This window comes from Alicyclobacillus acidocaldarius subsp. acidocaldarius Tc-4-1, from assembly GCF_000219875.1.
Lineage (GTDB): Bacteria > Bacillota > Bacilli > Alicyclobacillales > Alicyclobacillaceae > Alicyclobacillus > Alicyclobacillus acidocaldarius_A.
In genome coordinates this window covers 2,651,129-2,671,006 of the sequence record NC_017167.1, presented here as the reverse complement: position 1 = coordinate 2,671,006, position 19,878 = coordinate 2,651,129, and the positions used below count along the sequence as shown (strand labels likewise).

General features: G+C 58.9%; 19 protein-coding genes and 1 pseudogene. 10 read left to right on the top strand and 10 right to left on the bottom strand.

What is annotated here, in order from left to right; genetic code table 11:
• The first annotated feature begins 158 nt into the window (after nucleotides 1–158).
• On the top strand, nucleotides 159–1,193 hold the full coding sequence (locus TC41_RS12960) for an ABC transporter substrate-binding protein (protein ID WP_237699953.1): 1,035 nt from the start codon (nucleotides 159–161) through the stop codon (nucleotides 1,191–1,193).
• A gap of 27 nt (nucleotides 1,194–1,220) precedes the next feature.
• Here the strand turns inward: TC41_RS12960 and TC41_RS12955 are convergent, their stop codons facing one another.
• The gene (locus tag TC41_RS12955; protein ID WP_014465527.1) at nucleotides 1,221–2,312 is read right to left on the bottom strand and encodes a glycosyltransferase; all 1,092 of its coding nucleotides are present in this window, start codon (nucleotides 2,310–2,312) and stop codon (nucleotides 1,221–1,223) included.
• 123 nt (nucleotides 2,313–2,435) lie between these two features.
• Here TC41_RS12955 and TC41_RS12950 point away from each other — a divergent pair, with 123 nt between their 5' ends.
• Together TC41_RS12950 and TC41_RS12945 are read left to right on the top strand one after the other, a co-directional pair.
• Nucleotides 2,436–2,741, top strand: a complete 306-nt coding sequence (locus TC41_RS12950) for a hypothetical protein (RefSeq protein ID WP_237700123.1) — start codon at nucleotides 2,436–2,438, stop codon at nucleotides 2,739–2,741.
• Nucleotides 2,726–3,409: a hypothetical protein gene (locus TC41_RS12945; RefSeq protein WP_014465525.1), complete on the top strand. Its 684-nt coding sequence runs from the start codon at nucleotides 2,726–2,728 to the stop codon at nucleotides 3,407–3,409. Before TC41_RS12950 ends, TC41_RS12945 begins: the two co-directional genes overlap by 16 nt.
• A gap of 29 nt (nucleotides 3,410–3,438) precedes the next feature.
• Here the strand turns inward: TC41_RS12945 and TC41_RS12940 are convergent, their stop codons facing one another.
• Nucleotides 3,439–4,467 carry an exosporium glycoprotein BclB-related protein gene (locus tag TC41_RS12940; RefSeq protein ID WP_014465524.1) on the bottom strand — a complete coding sequence of 343 codons (1,029 nt, stop codon included), beginning with the start codon at nucleotides 4,465–4,467 and terminating at the stop codon, nucleotides 3,439–3,441.
• 144 nt (nucleotides 4,468–4,611) lie between these two features.
• Nucleotides 4,612–6,105 carry an aldehyde dehydrogenase family protein gene (locus tag TC41_RS12935; RefSeq protein ID WP_014465523.1) on the bottom strand — a complete coding sequence of 498 codons (1,494 nt, stop codon included), beginning with the start codon at nucleotides 6,103–6,105 and terminating at the stop codon, nucleotides 4,612–4,614.
• Between the two features lie 438 nt (nucleotides 6,106–6,543).
• On the opposite strand from TC41_RS12935, the gene TC41_RS12925 reads away from it, so the two are divergent.
• From TC41_RS12925 to TC41_RS12910, 4 genes and pseudogenes are all read left to right on the top strand, one after another.
• Entirely contained in the window at nucleotides 6,544–8,136 is a 1,593-nt protein-coding gene (locus TC41_RS12925) for an APC family permease (RefSeq protein WP_014465522.1), read from the top strand.
• A gap of 130 nt (nucleotides 8,137–8,266) precedes the next feature.
• On the top strand, nucleotides 8,267–9,154 hold the full coding sequence (locus TC41_RS12920; protein ID WP_014465521.1) for a methyl-accepting chemotaxis protein: 888 nt from the start codon (nucleotides 8,267–8,269) through the stop codon (nucleotides 9,152–9,154).
• A gap of 149 nt (nucleotides 9,155–9,303) precedes the next feature.
• Nucleotides 9,304–10,742: pseudogene (locus TC41_RS16025) on the top strand (ISLre2-like element ISAlac1 family transposase).
• A gap of 145 nt (nucleotides 10,743–10,887) precedes the next feature.
• Complete coding sequence (locus TC41_RS12910; protein ID WP_014465518.1) at nucleotides 10,888–11,442, top strand: DJ-1/PfpI family protein; 555 nt, start codon at nucleotides 10,888–10,890, stop codon at nucleotides 11,440–11,442.
• A gap of 43 nt (nucleotides 11,443–11,485) precedes the next feature.
• On the opposite strand, the gene TC41_RS12905 is transcribed toward TC41_RS12910, so the two are convergent.
• Genes TC41_RS12905 through TC41_RS12885 form a run of 5 tightly spaced genes read right to left on the bottom strand, consistent with a single transcriptional unit; the run spans nucleotide 11,486 to nucleotide 12,891 of the window.
• A complete protein-coding gene (locus TC41_RS12905; RefSeq protein WP_014465517.1) occupies nucleotides 11,486–11,734 on the bottom strand; it encodes a hypothetical protein in 249 nt (82 codons plus the stop codon).
• Between the two features lie 54 nt (nucleotides 11,735–11,788).
• Complete coding sequence (locus tag TC41_RS12900) at nucleotides 11,789–12,028, bottom strand: hypothetical protein (RefSeq protein ID WP_014465516.1); 240 nt, start codon at nucleotides 12,026–12,028, stop codon at nucleotides 11,789–11,791.
• Nucleotides 12,029–12,065: 37 nt separating this feature from the next.
• Complete coding sequence (locus tag TC41_RS12895) at nucleotides 12,066–12,320, bottom strand: hypothetical protein (protein ID WP_014465515.1); 255 nt, start codon at nucleotides 12,318–12,320, stop codon at nucleotides 12,066–12,068.
• Between the two features lie 34 nt (nucleotides 12,321–12,354).
• On the bottom strand, nucleotides 12,355–12,603 hold the full coding sequence (locus TC41_RS12890; RefSeq protein WP_014465514.1) for a hypothetical protein: 249 nt from the start codon (nucleotides 12,601–12,603) through the stop codon (nucleotides 12,355–12,357).
• A 39-nt stretch (nucleotides 12,604–12,642) separates the two neighbouring features.
• Nucleotides 12,643–12,891: a hypothetical protein gene (locus tag TC41_RS12885; RefSeq protein ID WP_014465513.1), complete on the bottom strand. Its 249-nt coding sequence runs from the start codon at nucleotides 12,889–12,891 to the stop codon at nucleotides 12,643–12,645.
• 202 nt (nucleotides 12,892–13,093) lie between these two features.
• On the opposite strand from TC41_RS12885, the gene TC41_RS12880 reads away from it, so the two are divergent.
• Entirely contained in the window at nucleotides 13,094–14,275 is a 1,182-nt protein-coding gene (locus TC41_RS12880; RefSeq protein WP_148260215.1) for a GspE/PulE/PilB domain-containing protein, read from the top strand.
• Between the two features lie 214 nt (nucleotides 14,276–14,489).
• Here the strand turns inward: TC41_RS12880 and TC41_RS12875 are convergent, their stop codons facing one another.
• Entirely contained in the window at nucleotides 14,490–15,842 is a 1,353-nt protein-coding gene (locus tag TC41_RS12875) for an IS1380 family transposase (protein WP_014463112.1), read from the bottom strand.
• Between the two features lie 22 nt (nucleotides 15,843–15,864).
• On the opposite strand from TC41_RS12875, the gene TC41_RS12870 reads away from it, so the two are divergent.
• Together TC41_RS12870 and TC41_RS12865 are read left to right on the top strand one after the other, a co-directional pair.
• Nucleotides 15,865–16,737 carry a glycosyltransferase family 2 protein gene (locus TC41_RS12870; RefSeq protein WP_081462290.1) on the top strand — a complete coding sequence of 291 codons (873 nt, stop codon included), beginning with the start codon at nucleotides 15,865–15,867 and terminating at the stop codon, nucleotides 16,735–16,737.
• Nucleotides 16,721–18,037 (top strand): hypothetical protein, encoded by a 1,317-nt coding sequence (locus tag TC41_RS12865; protein WP_014465509.1) that lies wholly within the window; start codon nucleotides 16,721–16,723, stop codon nucleotides 18,035–18,037. The genes TC41_RS12870 and TC41_RS12865 overlap by 17 nt, the downstream gene beginning before the upstream one ends.
• A 481-nt stretch (nucleotides 18,038–18,518) precedes the next feature.
• Here TC41_RS12865 and TC41_RS12860 read toward each other — a convergent pair whose 3' ends face one another.
• Nucleotides 18,519–19,847, bottom strand: a complete 1,329-nt coding sequence (locus TC41_RS12860) for an MFS transporter (RefSeq protein ID WP_014465507.1) — start codon at nucleotides 19,845–19,847, stop codon at nucleotides 18,519–18,521.
• Between the last annotated feature and the right edge of the window lie 31 nt (nucleotides 19,848–19,878).

Sequence of the window (19,878 nt, the reverse complement as noted above, 5' to 3'; positions counted from 1 at the left end):
TCCGCCGAATTTCCCCGATGCGTTTGCTACCATGACACATGAGCTCAGGCCTTCTGTCAACCGCGGTGTTCCGCGGAACGGACCTCGCGTGAAAGTTGTGAGAATAGGGCTTGCGCAGTTGACGGACGCGTTGTATGTTTTCTTTGAAAGCGATTTCTTTGGAGTGGGGTGAGCGAGGCGAGCAAGAAGCGATTCCATTTGCAAGCGATTACCCGGCTTTCACGAGCAATCAGAGCGCGGATCTCGCCCTCGCGGAAGGCCAGGTGCAGTATGGCAATCTGGACATTCCGAACGTGCAAAAGACCTACGTCGACGTGAACCCGCACAACCACTACTACTTCCCGCCTGACAACATCGTCGAGCTGTATCCCAACCTCTCGAATCCGCTGCTCGCCATCCCGAACGTGCGGGAAGCCATTAGCCTGGCCATTGACCGCCAGAAGCTCTCCGTGATCGGCGAGACGGGTTACGAAGGCGTGGCCAACCCCATCAGCCTGCCGCTGCCAAACTACAAGTCCTGGCTCGATCCGACGTTGCCGTCCTCGTACCTGCACTTCCCGCCTGTGAACGACGCAAAAGCTGAACAGTTGCTTCAGGCGGCTGGATTCAAGAAGGACAAGAACGGAATCTACGCCAAGGACGGGAAGGAGTTGTCGTTTAACCTCGAGGTCGTATCGGGTTGGAGCGACTGGGACGAAGACTGCCTCCTGATCCAGCAGGACCTCGCGAAGATCGGGATCAAGGTCAACATCGAGCAAGTCACGTTCGGCACGTATTACAGCAACATCGCGCCGACCGCGAGTGCGCACGGCGTGATTCCCGGCAAGTACGATCTCGCCATCTCTTGGACGAACGAAGGCCCGACGCCCTATCTCCAGTACTACGATCTGCTTGACTCGAACGGATCGTTCAACGTCGAAGGGTTCCACAATCCCCAGGTCGACAAACTGCTGAACGCGTTCGCGCAGACGACCGATCTCGCGGAGCAGAAAAAGATCATGTACCAGATTGAACGCATCGCCGCCGAGAAGATGCCGGTCATTCCCCTTCTCGTAGGCGCGTACTGGTACGAGTACAACGACAGCAACTACACGGGCTGGCCCACGAAACAGAACCTGTGGATCACGCCCGGGCCGGCCAACACGCAGTCGGCGGCCATCGTCATGCAACACCTGCAGCCCGTGCAGAAGTAAGGCTTGGGCGCGCGGCGGGCCTGCCCGTCACGCGCCCTCTGACGCTTGAAGCATCGCGGCGAGTTGTGCGCGGTTGTGGAGAATCATCGGATCTTCGCTGCCGAGAAACTTCGCTGCCCACTCGTTGTGTTCGTAAGCCTCCCCGATGCGCCCGAGCCGCGCGAGAATCACGCAGAGTTGGATATGGGGCAGCCAGGTCTCGCAGGCGCGGTTGAGAAAGCCCACGAATCCAGGAGGGCGGCGGCAGAGGATGGCCAGCCGATACCACGACAGCGCCGCGTCGAGATCGCCCTGTTCAAGCGCCGCGTGTCCGAGCCGGCAACACGCCTCGGAACGGGGTGCGTCGTACAGGAACGATCGCAGCACGGCCATGCGCGCCTCCTCCTGCTGACCGAGCCGGAGGTGGCAATCCGAGAGCCGATAACAGGCGAAGATGGCATCTTCCTTCCAAATGTCAGGCATCTTGAGGAACGCCTCGTATTGGGTCATCGCTTCGACAATCCGGCCGTGATCGACAAGCTCGTTCGCGTAGTAGAGCGTGTCGCGCGCGCCGAGCAACTCCCCGGCGCGGATGCGCGCCTCGTAGATGCGCAGGTTGCGGTCCGCGTCGTGTCGCACGGGGCGGTGACAGACGGCCGCGTCGGAGTGGAGCACGTTGCCCCGGACCTCCAGGTATTCGTGCACCTGGCCACGCCAGAGAAAGCCGGCAGCTCGCCGCACCACGCGAACCAGTCGGGAACTGTACGATGGTGTATCGCCGTAAAACGCGAGATGGTACCAGGCGGTGACGGCGTCGACACCGGGATCCAGCGAGGTCTTCAGGTCTTTCCATGTGGAGAAATCCTCTGCGCGGATGACGTCGTCCGCGTCGAGCCAGAAAATGTAGTCGGCTGTCGCGAGGCTGAACGCGTAGTTACGCGCCGCGCTGAAGTCGTCGCGCCACGTGAAAGGGTGCACGTGTGCGCCGAAAGATCGGGCCACTTCAGATGTGCGATCCGTCGAACCCGTGTCGACGACGATGATCTCGTCGGCGAGATCGCCGACGGACGCGAGGCAGCGCGGAAGCGTGTCCTCCTCATTTCGGACAATCATGCAAAGGGACCAGGTGGCCATGCGCATTCCTCCCAGGTTGCACCTTTACCTTATGCGGCGGACGACCGTCGCGCGAAGGCGCGCGTCCGCCTGGCGCGCTTGGGCGATGGCCTGCATACAGGTGGAGGGAGGGAGGAATGCGCTGTGTCCATGCCCAATATTCCGGACATTCGGCCGGACATCGAGCTGACGAGGGAACAGGTGGTTCATCTCTTGCTCGCCTCTATCGCGATGGAGGAGCTGGGGCTGGCCCACATTCTGAACGCCGAGGGCGAGAAGTTGCAGAAGGCGGTGGCGGATCCGCAACTGTCGATGGAAGAACTCCTGTGTGTCAACGAGGCTGTGGAGCGAACGCTTCGCACACTCATTCGCAAGGAATTGCTGCTTCAGATGAAGCTCGACGCGGTGATGAGAATGCTGCCCTGCGAGGGTGCTCCGGAATGTTGCGGGGAATAGGGGACATCGCTTCGCGTTCAGGGGCTCCATCGGCTGTTCTGGTTTTGGAGCGGCTCGCTCAGTTGGAGGCGGCGTCCGCGCGCCTGTTGGCCGCCGCGGTGCGCGCGAATGCCGGATCGACAGGGCTCATGGCGCTCGTGCATCATGAGTCGCTAAAGTGCCTTCGCGAGCTCCTTGTGCGTTTGTGTCGACAAATGGAGAACAGCTGGCCGTGCGCCGAGGAGGAGGCGCACGCGCGGCTTGCCATGTACGCGGGACATTGGGAGGCGTTTCGCTGGGAATGCGAGGCACTCGAGGCCGCTCTCGGCCACGCGGCAGGCGCGCGACGGGACCGCGGTTCGCAGGGCGTGTGGGAGGGCGTCGTGGTGCTGCTCCGGCTGGTTCACCTCGTGGATCAGCGGGTGGATGACGCGGGAATCGCGGAGTTGAGCGGCGCCTGGCGACGTGCGAGACAAGGGTTTCTTGAACGAATTGAGGAGGCGTGTGGCCATCTTGGCAAGTCCGCGAGGAACGCGGAGACCTTGCATTCCTTGCCCTTCCTGCGAGGCCCGGCGTCGCGCGTTTCTCGCATCGAGCGCGATCCGGCCCACCAGCTGTGGACACCGCTCGGGCGGAAGGGGGCTCAAAGCCTTCGGCGCAGCGCGCGCAGGAGACGGCCGAATCCTTGAGAGGGAGTTCGACCGTCTCCGAGCCTTGGTCAACTGATGGCAACGCCCGCCGAGGCGTAACCCGCGACGGTCTGCACGAGGGACAGGCCGCTTGCCGTCGCTGAGAAGACGAGCAGAAGCCGCGTGCCAGCGCTGACCGGGATGGAAAGCCCCGTGGCGCTGCCGGTAGCGATTTGCCCCACGGCGATGGTGCCGGTGAGAGGTGTCAACATGACAGACGCCCCCGGGATGGGCGAGAACGTGTTGTTTGGCGTCGTCGACTCATACAGCTGTGCGGTGATGGTCACCGTCGTGCCAAGCAGATTCAGGGCGGCGGTGGCGCTGAAGTACGCGACGATGGACGTGATGGTCCCAGCGCGCGGCATGGAGAACGCGAAGTTGAGGAGCGTCCCCCCGGCGCCCGTGAGATCGATCTGGCCGGAGCCGAGCAGCGTGACGCCCGTCACTGAGCTGCCGAACCCGACAAGGCTCGTGGTGCCCACCAGACCGCCGGCCACGGTCGTCAACGCGACGGGCAGCCCAGATGCGTACGGAATGATGGCGCTCGAACCCGCGGGTCCAGTCGGTCCAGTCGGTCCTGTGGGTCCTGTGGGTCCTGTGGGTCCTGTGGGTCCTGTGGGTCCTGTGGGTCCTGTGGGTCCTGTGGGTCCTGTGGGTCCTGTGGGTCCTGTGGGTCCTGTGGGTCCTGTGGGTCCAGTTGGCCCTGTGGGTCCCGTCGGTCCGGTAGGCCCTGTAGGTCCTGTGGGACCGGTAGGGCCGACATTCGCTAGCGACATCACGTTGCTGAGCTTGCTGTCCAAGATGAGCTCTTTGCGGATGATGTTGTCCAGCGTGGCGTTCACCGATTGATTGAGCGTGAGTAGGTCATCCAGCGACGGTTGGGTTCCGGTGGCGCCCGTCAACGTACCGAGGACGTATTGGATCTTTTCCGCCTCCGCGTTCGTGAGGTGGCCAAGTCCGAGTTCCTCGAGCGCGATGGACGAGAGAAGCAGGTTGACCGCGTCATCCCGAGTGAGCGTGATGGATGGGTTGATATTCGGAATGTTAGGCTGTGACACTGGGCGTCCTCCTCGCCAAGAGAATCTCTTTCTGCACACAATAGGCGAGCATGGGAGCGCCGGTGTCTACAAACGTCCACATCTGCCAATTTGGGTGACAAAAATAGGCCCGGCGCTTCGCCGGGCCTCACTTGCATGCGAGATTCAGCTCAAGCTGATCCAGACGTCCTTGACTTCCGTGTAGTTGTTCAACGCATACGAGCCCATTTCGCGCCCGATACCAGACTGCTTGTATCCACCAAACGGAGCCGCCGCGTCAAACACGTTGTAGCAGTTGACCCAAACAGTGCCGGCCTTCAGCTTGCTGGCGATATAGTGGGCGTTGCGGATATTCTCCGTCCACACACCGGCCGCCAGGCCGTACTCCGTGTCGTTCGCGCGCGCAATGACTTCGTCCAGGTCTTCAAACGGCATCGCCGCGACCACCGGTCCGAAGATCTCTTCGCGCGCGATGGTCATGTCGTCCCGGACGTTGGCAAAGATGGTCGGCTGCACGAAGTATCCGCGATCCGTGGCCTTGCCGCCGCCCACGAGGACCTCGGCGCCCTCTTCCACGCCCTTCTCGATGTAGCCGAGCACGCGCTTTTCCTGTTCATCGGACACGAGCGGTCCCATCTCCGTGCTTTGGTCCAGACCCGGGCCCTGGCGGATCTTCTTCGCGAGGGAGACGAGATCGGCCACCACGTTGTCGTACGCTTTCTTCTGCACGAACAGGCGCGATCCGGCGCAGCACACCTGGCCCTGGTTGAACATGATCCCCATGAACGCGCCTGGGATGGCTCGGCTCATGTCGGCATCGGGGAGAATGATGTTCGGGGACTTGCCGCCGAGTTCAAGCGTGACGCGCTTCAGCGTAGCCGCAGCGTTGCGCATGATGAGCTTGCCGACTTCCGTCGATCCGGTGAACGCAATCTTGTTGACGTCCGGATGCTCCACGAGCGCCTGTCCAGCGGTCTCGCCAAAGCCCGGCACGACGTTAACGACACCCGGTGGGAAGCCGGCTTCCTGAATCAGTTTGGCCAGGTAGAGTGCGGAGAGCGGCGTCTGCTCGGCCGGCTTGAGTACCACCGTGCAGCCCATGGCCAACGCAGCGCCGATTTTCCAGCACGCCATGAGGAGCGGGAAGTTCCACGGGATGATCTGGCCCACTACGCCAACGGGCTCGTGGCGCGTGTAATTGAAGTATTTTCCTGCTACTGGGATGGTCTGTCCCACGACTTTGGTGGGCCAGCCGGCGTAGTAGCGAATGTGTTCAATCGCAAGGGGAAGGTCTGCGTTCAGGGACTCGCGAATGGGTTTGCCGTTATCGAGTGTCTCCAGCTGAGCGAGCTGCAGCTTATGTTCTTCCATCAGATCTGCCAGTCTGTAGAGCAACCGAGACCGTTCTGCGGCGCTCATGCGCGACCACGGACCGGACTCAAAGGCGCGACGAGCAGCTTTGACCGCGCGGTCGATATCGGGGGCTTCCGCCTCGGCGACTTCTACCAGGACTTCTTCCGTCGCGGGATTGATAGACTTGAAGGTTTTACCGGAGAGTGAGGGAACGAATTCGCCGTCAATAAACAAGCCCTTGGGACCCGTGAGAAACTCGACGACATCCGGATGCAGAGCGCTCGCGTTCACTTCTTGAACTGCCACCCATGTCCCCTCCTTACTTGAGTCAGAAAACGGTTGAAAACCGCTTTCAACTCCATCATATTAAGAGACTTGCGAAGATTCAACCCTAGAAATCGGGTTCGTAGGTCTTTCAATTTCTTGACCCAATCCGATGATATGAACGAGGATGTCCGTTCATGCCGGGAAGGTTCTTGCGCGTTCAACGATTCGGACATGCGCCGTTTCGCAAATGGAAAAGTTGAGAACTGATCGTCCATCTCGGGAGGATCGAAATCGTCCATCAATTCCAATAAGTATCTCGGTTGACAGAGCTGAGCTCCTTGCGGCATCATGGGGCGTATGGTGGACAGTTTGTGCCCTCATACATGCGCATGAAAGCGATCACGCAGAGACACTGCGGGTGCTCCGACGCCGCGGGAGGGCACATCACGGAATCCGCACACACAGGGGAGGAATTTCATGGACAAGGGCATGCGCCGAGAGATTCATCTCGTCGCGCTGACCATGACCGGGCTCGGATCCATCATCGGCTCGGGTTGGCTGTTCGGCGCGTGGAAGGCCGCCAAGGTCGCAGGTCCGGCCGCAATCGTCGCCTGGATCCTGGGTATGGCTGTCATTTTACTCATCGGCCTGACCTATGCGGAACTTGGCCCCATGTTCCCGCGATCCGGCGGCATGGTGCGCTACGCGCATTATTCGCATGGGTCGTTCGTCGGGTTTTTGTCCGGTTGGGCGAACTGGATTGCCATTGCGTCCGTCATCCCGATTGAGGCAGAGGCATCGATTCAGTATATGAGCTCGTGGCCCTGGCACTGGGCTCAGTGGACGCACCACCTGTACGTCAACAAGACGCTCACGCCGCCCGGCTTGCTTCTGGCAGCCATCCTCGTCTTCATTTACTTTTTGCTGAACTACTGGACGGTGAAGCTGTTCGCCCGTGCCAACACGCTCATCACTGTGTTCAAGTTCATCATTCCTGCGCTCACTGTGATTGGCCTCATCGCCGCTCACTTTGACACGCACAACTTCACGCAGTACGGCGGGTTTGCGCCCAACGGATGGGCGAGCGTCCTGACGGCCATCGCGACGTCTGGCGTCATCTTTGCGTTTAACGGCTTCCAGAGCCCCATCAACCTGGCGGGCGAGGCCCGCAACCCGAGCCGGAACGTGCCGCTCGCCGTGATCGGCTCCGTTCTACTCGCCGGCGTGATTTACCTCTGCTTGCAGGCCGCGTTCATCGGCTCGATGCCGGGGAACCTGCTGAGCCACGGCTGGGCGAGCATCAACCTGAAATCGCCGTTTGCCGATCTCGCCCTCGCCCTGAACGTGAACTGGCTCGCCATCATTCTCTTTCTGGACGCGTTCGTGTCGCCGTCCGGCACGGGCATCACGTACACGGCGACGACCGCGCGCATGGTCCACGGCCTGGAGGCGAACGGCTACTTTCCGAAGGTGTTCGGCCGGATTCACCCGCGCTACGGCGTGCCACGCGCGGCGATGTGGCTGAACCTCGTCATCGCGTACATCTTCATGCTGATGTTCCGGGGCTGGGGCGAGCTTTCCGGGGTGATTTCGGTCGCGACGCTCATCTCGTACGTCACCGGACCCATCGCCGTCATGGCGTTCCGCAAGATGGGCGAAAACGTCGAGCGCCCGGTGCGAGTCCCGGGGATGGCCGTCATTGCTCCTATCGCGTTCATCTTCGCGTCGCTCATCCTGTACTGGGCGCAGTGGCCGCTGACGGGCGAGGTCATCATCGTCATCATCATCGGGTTGCCGATTTACTTCTACTATACCGAGAAGGCGGGCTGGCGCGGATTTTCGGAGCACTTCCGCCGCGGGCTTTGGCTCATCGTGTATCTGTTGTGGATGGCGCTCGTCTCGTTCCTTGGCAGCGGCAAGTTCGGCGGCATCGGCGTCCTGCCCTACGGGTGGGATATGGTGGTAGTCGCCGTGTCCGCGCTTGTCTTCTACCTTTGGGGCGTGCGCAGCGGATTCCCCAAGCCCAACTTCCCCGAGGGGGAAAACCCGCAGCTCGTGGACGCCGAATAAAAAACCGGATTCCAGAAGGGGCGCCAGGTTGCTGGCGCCCCTTCGATTTGACTTCGTTCCTTGAGCAGGAGGATGCCTGGCGCGTGTGGAACCGAGTATCGAAGGGAAGGATGGCTGGCCGTGGAGGAGGATGTGTGTGGAAGTCGGATCGACTGTCCCGTTGGAGCAACATCAGGCCATGCATCCGGCGCTCAACGATGCGCTTCGTTTTGCAAGGTTGGCCCAACGAGCGTTTTTGGATGATGTAGCCATCCTTGTGGCGGATCGGACGCGAATTTGGGCGGTGGTCCCCGCGCGGACGTTCGCGCTCACGGTAACGGAAGGCTATGAGCTTCGGCCGGGCGACGGGCTGTATGAGGCCGTGCGCGAAGGGCGGGTGCGCGAAGTTCGCCTGGATGCCTCCGTGTTGGGCCTGCCGGTGGTCATCAAGGCGGTGCCTATCGCCGCGGAGGGCGGTGAACCCGTCGGCGCCTTCTGCGCGTGTACCCGCGTGGACGCGAAGGAGCGGCTCGTCGGCCTGGCGACGACGCTCTCGTCGTCCGTGCAGCAGACGAGCGCGACGCTGCAGGAGATGGCCGCGTCCATGCAGGTTCTGGCCACGAGCCTCGGCGACATCGCGCGCGAGTCCCGTTCCGTGCTGACCGCGGTTCGCGACGTGCGGTCCATCTCGGACGAGGTCCGGGAGATTGCCGACACGAGCCGCATTCTCGGGCTGAACGCCTCGATTGAGGCGTCGCGCGCAGGGGAGAGCGGGCGCGGGTTTGCCGTGATCGCCCGCGAAATTCGGCGGTTGGCGGAAGGGGCCAGGGAACAGACAGACGTGATTGCGCAGAACACGCGCCGCATGGTGGAGATGCTCGAGGCCCTGAACGAGGCCATCGAGCGGGTGGACCGGGAAGCGGAAGCGCAGCGGTCCGCCATGGAAGCCTTGGCGTCGGCCATGCAGGAGGTCAGCCAGGTTGCGGTCGATCTCGTCGCGTTCGCCGAGCAGACGGCTCGGGCGGGCGCCGGCGGGTAACTCAGGCAGTCGAACCGTGTCCGAAAGGAGCGTATAAAGTTTGAGTAGGGGTTGTTCTCGGGAGGATTTTCCGGGGACAAAGAGAAGAGACCTCACTGAGCACAAAAACAACCCGCGTTCGGAGCGCGGATGAAGAGGTGAGGTCTCTCATGTTGGATATTCGTGATGGCGCGGCGGGTTTCCTGCCGCTGTGGATGAATCTGTTGTGGTTGTCTGAGCATCCGTGCGACTTCGCGATTCTTGAAGAGAGGCTCATGAGGTCCTTCGGCGAATTCATGAGGGAATGGTTCCGCGCTTGCTCGAAGCGTGGGACGAGAAGCTGGCGGCGGAGCGTGACCGAAATGAGTGGGAACTTATTCAGCGTAAACCACGGACGGTCGTGTCCACCCTGGGAGAGATCACGTATCGTCGGCGTTACTACCGCAATCGAAAGACGGGCGAACGTCGCTTCCTGTTGGATGAGGTAGCAGGGTTCGAACCCCGTCGTCGATTGAGCGGGAAGTTAAGAGACCAAGCTGTGGCGTTGGCTTTAGATGTGTCGTACCGGCGCGCGGCAGAGATTCTACAGACTTGGGTGCCGGACATCAGCGCGATGGCGATTTGGCAAGAAGTGCAAAGGCTCGGAGGGGAGAAGCGCGTCCGAGCGGAGCTGGAGCGGGAGAAGGTGTTCGAACAAGGAGACGCTCCGGGAGGGAGACGCAAAGCCGAGACACTCTTCGTGGAAGCGGATGGCGTGTATGTCCGAGGGCGCAGGGAGGAAGATGGCCAGTCACACTTCGAATTGAAGGTGGCCGTGGCGTATGAAGGCAAGCAGGAACAAGGGCGGGAACGGCGCGCCCTGATGAATCGACAGGTGGTCGCGGGGACTGAGGAAGCTGAACGCTTCTGGGAGGAAGCGGTGTCCTCTTTTGGGCGCGTGTGGGATTGGGCCAGCGTGAAACGATGTTGGCTCGGCGCGGACGGGGCGGAATGGGCGAAGAAGGGCGTCGGAATGCTCCCTGGGGCTCGATATCGATTGGATCCCTTTCACCTGCGGCAGGCGATGGTTGCGGCCTTGGGACGGGAGACGCAGGCTACCGGAAGGTATGGGATGCGGTGAGAACCGAGGAGTGGTCGCGGGTAGAAAAAGGTGCTGACGAAGATGGAGAAGCAAAGCGAAGGGGCGAAGAAGCAGCGTATCTCGAAGCTGAAATCATACATGGAGAAGAATTGGCAAGGCATTGTGGGCGATGATGATGTGGTGAGTCTGGGTGCAATTGAGGGCCAGGTGTTCCACCACGTGGCGCGACGGATGAAGCGCCATGGGGCACGTTGGAGCAAGCCAGGGGCGGATGCGTTAGTGCGGCTGATTGCAACGCGCGCCAATCACGAGCCTCTGCGGGCCAACACGCCTTCTCGTTCGGAAATGCAGGCGGAAGTGCCGGTGAAGACAAAGCCAGTGAACGAGGCGGAAATCGCGAGACGGGTCGAAGAAGCGGCGACTTGGCTGGAAAAACACATGCCAGCATTGGTCGGTCCGCATGCGGACCGACCATGGGTGAAGTACGTGCTTCGTGAGCTCGCCAGAGTTTCAGCCACGGTTGCCTGACTCAACCTAAGCGGTGAGGTCCTCCCCTACGACAACTTGACACGGACTGTCGAAAGGCTGGCGTGGACGAGATGGCTGAAGTCCCATACAATGGAGATGGACGCCCTGCGAGGCGTTCAATCGGAACGAGGAGAGGGATGTTCAGATGGCCAAGAAGGTGCTCATCTTAGCGGGAGACGCGGTCGAAGCCCTGGAAATCTACTATCCTTACTATCGGCTCCTCGAGGAAGGGATCGACGCCGTCATCGCAGCGCCGACCAAGAAGACACTGAACACCGTCGTCCACGATTTCACGGGCTGGGAGACCTATACGGAGAAACCGGGATACCTCATTCAGGCGCACGCGGCTTTTGCCGACATTCGGCCGGAGGAATTCGACGGCCTCATCCTGCCTGGTGGCCGGGCGCCAGAGTACATCCGGCTGAACGAGCATGTGCCGCGCATCGTGGGTCATTTCTTCGATGCCAATAAGCCCGTTGGGGCGATTTGTCATGCGGCGCAGGTTCTTGAGGTGGTGCGCGACAAGCTGCAGGGGCGCACCATGACGGCGTACATCGCCTGCAAGCCGAGCGTCGAGGGCATGGGCGCAAAGTACGCCTCAGAGACGCTGTATGTGGAGGGAAACCTCGTGTCCGGACACGCGTGGCCAGATCTGCCTGGCTTCATGCGCGAATTTCTGAAACTGCTGAACGCCCGATGAAACAAGGCCGCCCGGCCGGGCGGCCTTCTCTCGATCCATGAATTCAACATTGGATGCCCCACGTCGGTTTGAAATCCTGGTCGAAGATGAGGCCGTCCAAGAGTTCGTAGCTATCCACATTCAGGTTGCGCGTGAGCAGGTGGACATTGCGAGAGCCCAGTACAGCGGCTTGCGCGGCGTTCGATTTGACGTGCGCGTCCCAGCCGCCGATGTTGATCTCGCCGATGAAAATTCCCGAGTTCTGTTGCGGCGTGTTGCTCAAAATGGCTTGAAAGGCAATGACCGTTGGCACGCGTCAACCTCCAGTCCTGGCCTGGATGGCAGCCTCCTCTACAGCGTTCCGCATTCAGAAGTTCCACTCGTAGCTTAATTTTAGGTCTTGATCGTGGATCACGCCGTCCATCATTTCGAAGCTGTCGAACAGCGTGTTGGCGCTGATGAGGACGTTGAAGACCCCTGCGTCGAGCGCCTTGCCGGCGCCGTACTTTTGGTTGGCGTCCCAGCCGCCGATATTGATTTGCCCAAGAAATACGCCCGCGTTCTGTTGCGGCGTCATGGCGTTCAGCACGCCGCTCAGAATCAGCACTGGAATGGGAATCGCCTCCTTCGCATCAAGGGCGCGTTTAGACGTTGCCTTCGACGTCCGGCTTCAGGCCGAGGGTGTTCACCTGACCGTCGATGAATTCGAAGCTGTCGAACAGCAGGCTCCAGATCTGCAGATTGTAGCTCATCACGTCATAGTTGCCGCTTTTTCCCGCCTGAAACTTCATGTTCGCGTCCCAGGCTCCGTTGTTGACCTGGCCGATGAACGTGCCCGCGTTCTGCTGCGGTGTCATGGAGTTGTTGGCTCCGATAAAGACGAGTGCAGGAATGGCCATCCCCTCCCCTGTTGTGCGTCACGACACACCGTGTTCACAGATTATTGCCGATGACGGGCTTGGCGTCCGCGTCGTTGATGGCGCCATCCACGACTTCAAAGCTATCCAGGTTCAGGTTGTAGAATCCGGGGCTCCAATTGAAGAAGCCGAATTCTCCGCCGTGCGCCTGACTCATTTTGCGGTTGGCGTCCCAGCCGGCAAAATTGTATTCGCCTACGAAGGCACCCGCGTTCTGCTGGGGCGTGTTCATGAGGAGCGAACCGAGCAAGATGACGCTTGGCATGTCAACCCTCCGCCTTCGTTCCGCTCGACTCGAGTGCTGTTATCCATTGGCGCCCACGGTGAGCTTGAAGTCCGTGTCGTTGATGGCGCCATCCACCACTTCGAAGTTGTCCACATTGACATTCACCATGGCGGGCAGGAAGTTAAAGGCCCCATACGTGCCGCTGTAGGCGTTGGACATCTTGCGGTTGGCGTCCCATCCGCCGACGTTGCCCTCGCCGAGAAAAATGCCCGCATTCTGAACGGCGGCATCTGCCGCGGCCGTGCCGATGACGATGAGAGAAGGCATGGACTGTCTCCTTCCATGGGCGAGGACTCCGCACCCATGTGACAGCGTATGCCTGAGGTGGTTTGTCTCAATACGGCTCGGGTGTGTTCCGAACACGCGGATTCACCGTTTGTGATTTTCCTGTGTTGACGGTCATCCGAATGGCGCATATCACGCGTATTTCTACTAGAATGAGTGACGAGTCGCATTGGACTCGAATGGCGTGGTCAAAGATACCTGGGAGACGGAGATATTTATGGGAAATGCGCGTGGGTTTTCAAATGAACAAATACCCTTGGGCATGCTTATGGTCGAACAAGGTATTCTTACGTCTGAACAACTCGAAGCCGCTCTTCTCGAACAAGCTGTCACCGGCGGGCGCTTGGGTGACATCGTCGTGGCGCGCGGCTACGCGAAGCCGGTGGACGTCTACCGCCTTCTGGCGGAACAGCTCAAGCATGAGAGGGTGGTCTGGCCACCTCGACTTCAAACCCTCCGTAAACTCCCAGAAGACGTGGCGCGAAGGCTGGGGGCGGTCGTGATCGATGAAGATGCATCGCAGATTTGGGTCGCTGTTCACGATGTCCTGGACGAAGCGCGCATGCGCGAACTCACAATGTATCTCGATAAGCCGATTCGTCAACAACTTGCCACCCGGTACGAACTTGACCAACTTTGGAACCTGATTTACGCAGACGAGATGCGGTTTGAAAGTGTGGAGCGGCTCGCCGAAGAACAGCCTCAGAATTCGGCGTCTTTTCTACTGACGCGAGCACAAATCGTGGTGGGTATTTTGGTGCTGATCGCCTTGGGCACAGGCATTACCTTGGTGCCTCGGAGCACAGCTCTCGCCATCAATTTGGTGCTGCAGCTTTGCTATGTTTTGTTCGCGTTGATGAAGGTCGTGATGCTCTATCGTGGTGCACAAGGGGAGGGCTTTGTCTCCGTTACCGACGAGGATCTGGCCTCCCTGTCTGAACGCGAGTTGCCGACGTACACCATTCTCGTGCCGCTCTATCGCGAGGCGAACGTGTTGCCTGGTCTTCTGGAACATCTGATGCAGCTTGATTATCCGAAACACAAATTGGATATCCGCCTTTTGTTCGAGGAGGATGATCTCGAGACGTTGCAAGCAGCACGAGCCCTGTCGCCGCCGTACTACGTCTCATTTGTCGTTGTCCCCAAATCTTACCCTCAGACGAAGCCCAAAGCGTGTAATTTCGGCTTGATCCATGCGCGCGGAGAGTTTGTGGTGATTTATGATGCCGAAGATCGTCCAGAACTCGACCAATTGAAGAAGGTCATCGCAGCATTCCGCAAGCTCCCCGCCGAGTATGCGTGCGTGCAGGCGAAACTGAACTATTACAATGCGAGCCAGAACTTGCTTACCAGATGGTTTTCCTGAATCCGTGACAGGGCCGATGGAAAGAGGCTGATGTGTGTTCTCGCAAGCCCCTTCACTGCGATTTCACGGATGTACATTCAATTTTCTTAGGGATTGTGAATATCGGTTGGAGCCAGTGCGGCGAAAAGGCAGATGTCCCCCCTGGACTCGTGAATGGTTGGGTTCGGTTTCCATGTCAGGTCATATGCAGTGTCTTTGCTCGACACAGTTCACGTTACGCAAAGGCCAAGTACAATCGCCGAAATGCCGGGAGCCATCGATTCCCGTACCCCAATTTCAGCTTGGTCTGTCTGGCGTGTCGCACCATCTTCGCAGCCAGTGTCATCAGGTTCTGAATCACAGTCCGGATCCGGCGACGTTCTGCCTTTTTTCGTAGCGGCGCATCATTTCGCTTCAGACTCTCCTGGCCGATCACTCGCAGCAGATTGTACGCCACGCATACAAAGTGCAATACCAAGTTGTTCGTGGCGAATTTACCCGAGGGCAGCCGCTCGGCGTCCAGATCCGTCTTGATTTCGCTGTGGAACTGTTCCATCACGGCGTGGTCGTGATACAGGCGAATGATCACAGCCGGGTCATCCGGCAGTGAGGTCCAGTAGGCGCTGACCTCAATGTCCGGTACCAATAAGATTTGGCCGTCGGCCGTCATGGTCCGTTCGATAACTTCGAACACCATGCGAACTGGTTCGGATACACCCTTGACGGGACACATCAGCGAACCATGATATACCTTCTTGCCGGGACGAGGTTCATGACATGTCCCGTGTCGCTGGGCAATCACAAGCCAGGCCTCGGGGCTCTCCTTTCGCAAGTTGCGCTTGATGATGAACTCGGCCCTGCTGTCCTGGGAGCGACACACGGCGATGTTTTCTGCACTGTCATTGCCGGCATCCAGACGAACCAGAAGCGGGAGGTCCGTCACCTGCCTTGCATACTGAATACTCTCCCGCAGGAAAGTCGACGTGCCCTTTTGTACGTGGGTACTGCCTTCACGCAACTGGACATTGACCACGTAGCCCTCTTGGCCAAGGTAAGCAAAGATGGGAGCATATCCGTCGTGCCCCTTGTATGTACGGGACACGCCTTCCTTCTTCGTGCCGGAATTATCAAAGGGACTGACGTCGATATCCAGCGGGATGTAAGTTCGACGCTCTGCAGGCACGCCCAGTTCAATCGGATGCAGAGTTACATCGAGGGCTCTCAGGAGCCTTGCGGACTCTTCCCGGAGAATGGACTCCCAGCCGGATTTTCCGGCAACCATGTCCAAACGCTGGCGCAGCGTCGGGCTCGAAGGCACGTTGTCTACTTGCAGTGCGATCATGAAAAACTCGTCATCTCGAAACGCTTCGATGTGGTCGAAGTCGGTCTTGCCTTGGCAAAGCAGCCCGATGTATGAGTATGCCACGTCCCGGTTTGAAATATCCGGTTTGCCCATACCAGGCAGGCGGGTCTGATTCAACCGCTCGCCGATTCTGGTTTTATCAAGCAACACGCCGACAAGGGTCATTCCCGAATGCGTGACGATGACTTCATCGGATTCTTCAATGATGAAACGCAAGTGGTTCACCCCGATGGTGAAGAGGGATTGAATACAGCCGATATCCGAACTATCTCAATTCTACAGGACCAACCACGAGCGCTTCAGCAATTTTCGCACCTACTCGTCACGGATTCAGGGGTTTTCTCAGGAATACAGCAACTGGTTCGGCATCTTGCTCCCTGGTGTCATGGCTATGAATGTCCCCATTCCGCTTGGTGGCACCTCCAATCACTTTCGAACTGAGGTCTTGAGGAAAGTTGGTGCGTGGGACCCGTTCAATGTGACGGAGGATGCCGACCTCGGCGTGCGGCTGTACAAACATGGATACCAGACGGCCTTGGTGGACTCCACCACGTGGGAAGAAGCCAATAGTCGGGTTCGTTCCTGGATTCGGCAGCGAGCCCGATGGGTGAAGGGCTATCTCATCACATGGCTGGTGAACATGAGGCACCCGGTGCAACTGTGGCGCGATCTCGGCGCGAAAGGCTTCTTGGGGTTTCAGGCTATGATCCTCGGAACACCGTTTTTACCTCTTGTGAATCCGTTCTTTTGGCTGCTGTTGATACTCTGGTTCATGTGTCATGCGTCATGGATTCCGACACTATTCCCGGGCTTCATTTACTACTTAGCCTCTGTTTTATTGTTCATCGGCAATTTTGTGTTTGTATACAGCAACATGGTCGGAATGTACCTCGAGGTTGAGAAGAGTCAGCGGCGTGGATCTGCGTTGTTGTCTTTCAGATTGGTCCTTTCGGCGATTTTATCGCCGCTGTATTGGCTCCTTATGTCTGTTGCCACGTATCGTGCGTTGTGGGAACTCATTCGCAGGCCGTTTCATTGGAACAAGACGCCGCATGGTTTGACGACCGGCAAGGTGCATCTCCCATCACAAGGAGCGTTCCTGAGTGACAAAATGGGTTGAACTTTCAATGACGAACGCATCCGTTCCGAGAAAACACCGGAGTGGCTGGGTTCTGTCTGCTATCGTGTTTGCGGCTGAGTTCGTCTTCGGTTGCTATCTGTACGCAGTCCAGGGTGACTTACAGGAGGATGCCCTCAGCCGCGTGGCCAATGCATTTTACGTGTTGTTTAGCCGGGATCCGCATCTGGGTGCGATTGGCTTTGTGTGGAATCCACTGCCGAGCATGTTTGAGTTGCCGCCAGTCGCATTGTGGCGTTGGTTTCCGCCCATCGCTTCAGACGCGTTGGCTGGCGTGTTCGTAACATCCGTTGCATCTGCGGCGATGGCGTTCGCACTGCACCGGGCTCTCCTTTGGGCTGAGGTTTCGAAGGTCACTTCCTTTGTGGTCGTTTTGTGTCTTGCGCTGCACCCCTTCATGTTCCTCTACGGCGCCAACGGCATGAGTGAGATGATCTTTGCCTGCTTTCTGGTGATCTGTCTATTAAACTACCTGTCATGGAAGGATGACTATGCCGTTTCAAGGCTGGTCATTGCAGGGTGTGCGCTTGCCATGGCGTTTTGGGCTCGCTATGAGGCGGTTGCGTTCGGAGTGGGGCTGTTTGCAGTCGTGCTGTCGGACGCGCTGCGCCGTGCCCCGGCAGATGCACAGGTGCGCTTGCTCATGTCTCGCCGAGCATACCGTCGGTTCCGCAGCCAGGAGCGTTTGTGGTACGCCGCCGCCACAGCGATCGTATTGCTCTTGCCTGCCGTATATTCAGGTATTGTGTGGATGGTGCTCAACGCCGAGATCATGCACGATCCGTTCTACTTCCTCCACTCCGCGTATTCCAACTTGTCGCTGACGAGCATGCTCTCCTCCGCCTCCAAGTATCGCTCAATTGAGCATCATCCGGTTCGCGTTCTCCTGTTCATGTGGCAACGAATCTGGATATTTGTGATTCCTGTGGGTATGGTGCTTGTCTACCGGCTCACTCGCGGTCGACTGGTTCGGTGGGAAACGTTACAACTGCTCGTGCTCGCTGCATCCATTCCATCGCTACAGTTCTTTTTGCTCCTTCATGGAGCATCATATGGCTGGTTGCGATTCTTCTTCTATCCGCTTCCGATTGCGGTTGCCTGGTGGACGTACGAAATGCGCTTGGATGCCATACAATTGGGGCGATGGTGGCGAGGGCTCGCGCAAGTCGCGATGGCCCTGTCGATTGTGATCTCTGGCGGGTTCACGGGTCGAATCATGGAACGAAATGCCACGGTCGCGCCGGAGGAATACAGTCTCATTCACATGGACAAAATGAGGTGATTCAACAGCTCCGAATTCAACAGCAAGTTGCGCAGTATATCAATCAGGATCTTCCCAGCGCGACTGTCCTTATGGATTCGTACTCTGCCTTCGATGCCATTCTCCATGTGCGACAACCGCGACATCTCGTGATTACGAGCGACTACGACTTTGCCAGTGCGCTGCGCTACCCGTGGACGCATCACGTCCAATATATACTTGTTCCAGATCCGGTAAATGGATATCAATTTGACGTCGTAAATCGGACATACCCGACCCTCTACACCCATGGGGCGCCGTGGGTACGCCTGCAGAAGAGGTTCGGCATGTGGAAACTCTACCGAGTGCTTAAAAACCCATAGTTTCGCCTCTCCGCCTTGCGCCTTTCGAACCTTTCGCGCGATCCAATCTAGCTTTGCGGAGTAGCGGCGTAGAGTCAGGCCGCGTTGACGACGAACGCAATAAAGGGCCCCGCGGGGAACGATCCGCGGGGCCTCAGGCGTCATTGCGTCAGCGTCGGAGAAGAGTTGGCAGAGGTATCAATCCGCCGCTGTTTATCCGGCTGATGGAAGATGAGCACGGCGAGGACAGAGGTCGCGGCGAGCACGGCCATGAGCCAGAAGGCGCTCTTGAAGCTTCCCGTCGCGTTCACAATCCATCCGGTAATGACTGGCGCAAGGAAGCCAGCGGCTGCGAAGAACGTGTCCATCACGCCAAGCGCGGTGCCCGTTCGCTCTCGCATGAGATCCACATTCATGGCGTAGAAGGTCGAGTTGGCGCTCATTCCAAAACCCACTGCGAGCGTGATGAACACGATGGCCGTCGTGAGGTCGTGCGTAAAGGTGAGCGGCACGACACACAGCGCGGAAAGCAGTTGCGAGATCCAGATGGGATACGATCTCGCCAGCCGCAGGCTGCCAGTCCGGCGCAAGATCCAGTCCGAGAGGTAACCCACGAGCCACAACAGCACGGTGGCAAGCGCCCACGGCAAGATGGAGAAAGCACCGACCGACTTCAGGTTTAGGTGGTATTCGCTCTTCAGATAGGATGGCAACCACGTCATGAAGAAGAAGAGATAATAGCCGAAGACGAAGAACGACCAGTTGTTCGCCATTAAGGTGCGGTTGACCAAAAGGTACTTCCACAGCCGCCCTGATGACACGTGATGCGCCTGGCGAAAGCGCATTTCCTTCGCCGGTCGCGTGCGATCCACGTGTTCGGACGCGCGAATGTGGCGCAACTCCTCGTCATTGACGTGGCGGCTATGCTCCGGAAAGTCGCGGAACAAGAAGAACCAGACGGGCACCCAGAGAAGCCCCACAATGCCGAGAATGATAAACATCCCTCGCCAGCCGACACCGAGAATCAAGGACGTCACAATCGGGGCGCCGATGGCGAGCGCGAGTGGGACGGCCACGAGCGAGTTGGACAGCGCGATAGCTCGTTCGCGAGGCGACAGCCAGTCGCCGACCGCCCGGTTGACGGCTGGAAAGTTCGGCCCTTCCGCCACACCGAGAAGGATGCGCATGAGGTAGATGACGGTGAACGACGCAGCGACGCCCGTCAGTCCGATGGACAGGCTCCACAAGAGCGAAGCAAAGAACAGGGCCCATCGGGCGCCGACGTGATCAACCCAGATGCCGCCGAAGAACGTGGTGATCATGTAGCCGATGCCAAAGGCGCCGAGGATCATGCCCACCTGGCTGTCGTTCAGGTGCAGAACCTGCGCGATGTCGCCGATGGCGTACGAAATGGCGGATCGGTCGATGTAGTTGACCACTGTGATGAAAAACAAAAGACCTATGATGACCCAGCGAAAGCGCGTGGCCATGGCTCGACAGCCTCCTTTCTTGTCTTTCCCT